This is a genomic window from Mesorhizobium sp. M0983 (assembly GCF_040318975.1).
In the GTDB taxonomy this organism is placed as follows: Bacteria; Pseudomonadota; Alphaproteobacteria; order Rhizobiales; family Rhizobiaceae; genus Mesorhizobium.
The window spans coordinates 1-2,232 of the sequence record NZ_JAMYNH010000056.1 but is presented as its reverse complement, the minus strand read 5'-3'; the positions used below and the strand labels follow the sequence as shown (position 1 = coordinate 2,232).

The window sequence follows — 2,232 nt, the reverse complement described above, 5'->3', positions numbered from 1 at the left end:
CTCAAGGCAGGAAATGGCAGTCGCTCCTTCGCTCAACTGCCTCTCCAAAGAATCCTTTCTCAGCCTAAACTCAACCCCAAAATCGCCATATGCGATTCCCCTGCCACTTGGGGGGAGATCGGCAGCTTCGCTGGCAGCGCACCTTTTGCAAGGTCGGTGGTTGGCGAAATCAGTGATGACGGCCAATCTCCCTCCTAGTGGGGGAGATGCCAAGTAGTGGGAAAGAGGGCAGGACAGAGGGGGGCGCGAAGGGTCACCGAGCGTGGTGACCAAGCTGGCGCTCCCGCAGCAAAGCGATATAGCTTCCAAAATGTTGGATGAGAACCGCGGTGGCAGGCATAAGGGCGGTCACGCAAGATTTCCAGAGGAGGCCTCCTTGCCCAAGCAGTGTTTCGGAAAATCCCATGTGCCGTTGTCGCCGGCGGTCAGGGCCGGCGATTTCGTCTATGTCTCCGGCCAGGTGCCGGTCGGCAGCGACGGGCTGGTGGTCAAGGGCGGCATCGCCGAGCAGACCGAACAGGTGCTGTCGAACATCAAGGCGGCACTGGCGCTGGCCGGCTGCACGCTGGACGACGTGGTCAAGACCACGGTCTGGCTCGAGGACGCGCGCGATTTCGGCATCTTCAACACCGTCTATGCCCGGCATTTCCCGAAAGACCCGCCGGCACGCACGACGGTGGAGTCTCGGCTCATGATCGACATCAAGATCGAGGTCGAAGCCGTCGCCTACAGGCCGGCCTGACGGAAAAGCGGAGACAGGCGCAATGCAATTCGATCTCCTGATAAAAGGCGGCCGCCTCATCGATCCGGCGTCCGGCCTCGACGCACAACGCGATCTGGCGATTGTGGACGGCCGTATCGCGGCTATCGACGCCGAAATCCCCTTCGAGCGTGCCGCCCGCGTCATCGACGCCACGGGCTCCATCGTCGCGCCGGGCCTGATCGACCTGCACAGCCATGTCTATTGGGGCGGCACCTCGCTCGGCGTTGATGCCGACCGGCTCGCCGCAAAGAGCGGCACGACCACCTTCATCGATGCCGGAAGTGCCGGCGCCGGCAATTTCCTCGGCTTTCGCCGCCACGTCATAGAGCGCTCGAAAGTCCGCATCCTGGCCTACGTCAACATTTCCTTTGCCGGCATATTCGGCTTCTCGCAGACCGTGGCGGTCGGCGAGTGCAGCGACCTCCGGCTCTGCGAACCGCGCGAAACGGTGGCGGCGGCGCGCGAGCACGCGGACGTGGTTGTCGGTGTCAAGGTCCGTTCGGGTCGCCATGCCGGTGGCACCAGCGGCATCGCGCCGGTCGATGTCGCGCTCGAAGCCGCCGACAAGGCCGGCCTGCCGCTGATGGCGCATATAGACGAGCCGCCGCCCGGCCGCTCGGAAGTGCTGCCGCGGCTGCGCAAGGGCGACATCCTCACCCACTGCTTCCGGCCGTTTCCCAACGCGCCGGTCTTCGCCTCGGGGGCGGTGCGGCCGGATATGCGGCTGGCGCGCGAGCGCGGCGTCATCTTCGACATCGGCCACGGCATGGGCTCGTTCGATTTCGAGGTGGCCAAAGCGATGCTCAGCGAGGGTCTGGCGCCGGACGTGATCAGCAGCGACGTGCATCTCTACTGCGTCGACGGGCCGGCCTTCGACATCCTGGTCTGCATGTCGAAACTGCTGGCGCTCGGCATGCCACTGGTCGAGGTGCTGCGCGCCGCAACGCAGCGGCCAGCGGAAGCGATCGCCAGGCCAGATCTCGGCAGGCTGGCGATTGGCGTGGTCGGTGACGTCGCGGTGCTGCGTCTGCGTCCAGGCCACTTCACCTTTGTCGATTCGGTCGGCGCCTCGCTGGTCGCCGAGCAAAGGCTGGTCTCGGCCGGCATCGTGGTCGGCGGCACCTGGTGGCCGAACGAGGCGGTGGACGATCTCGGCGAGACCGAACGCTTCGAAGCGCATGCGCACGACACGCATGTCGAGGTGGCGAGCCGGCATTTCGGACATAGCCACTATTGACGGCGATGTGGCTCCCCTTCTCCCCTTGTGGGAGAAGGTGTCGCCGAAGGCGACGGATGAGGGGTGCTCCAGCTTGGCACCCACGGCGATCCGTCCAACACCCCTCATCCGTCTCGGCGCTACGCGCCGATCCACCTTCTCCCACAAGGGGCCTGTTGCGTAATTCGCTGATTGTGATTCTCTGAGGTGGACGGTCTGAGGGAATCGCGATGGCAGTGAAGCAGACGGGCCA

3 protein-coding genes are annotated in these 2,232 nt (G+C 64.8%); all 3 read left to right on the top strand.

The window, feature by feature from the left end:
• Positions 1-198: hypothetical protein (locus NKH71_RS33245; RefSeq protein WP_352896613.1), on the top strand; the 198-nt coding region annotated here is incomplete at its 5' end.
• A 178-nt stretch (positions 199-376) separates the two neighbouring features.
• A complete protein-coding gene (locus NKH71_RS33240) occupies positions 377-742 on the top strand; it encodes a RidA family protein (RefSeq protein ID WP_023718738.1) in 366 nt (121 codons plus the stop codon).
• Between the two features lie 22 nt (positions 743-764).
• Positions 765-2,000 carry an amidohydrolase/deacetylase family metallohydrolase gene (locus tag NKH71_RS33235; protein WP_352896610.1) on the top strand — a complete coding sequence of 412 codons (1,236 nt, stop codon included), beginning with the start codon at positions 765-767 and terminating at the stop codon, positions 1,998-2,000.
• Positions 2,001-2,232 lie beyond the last annotated feature (232 nt).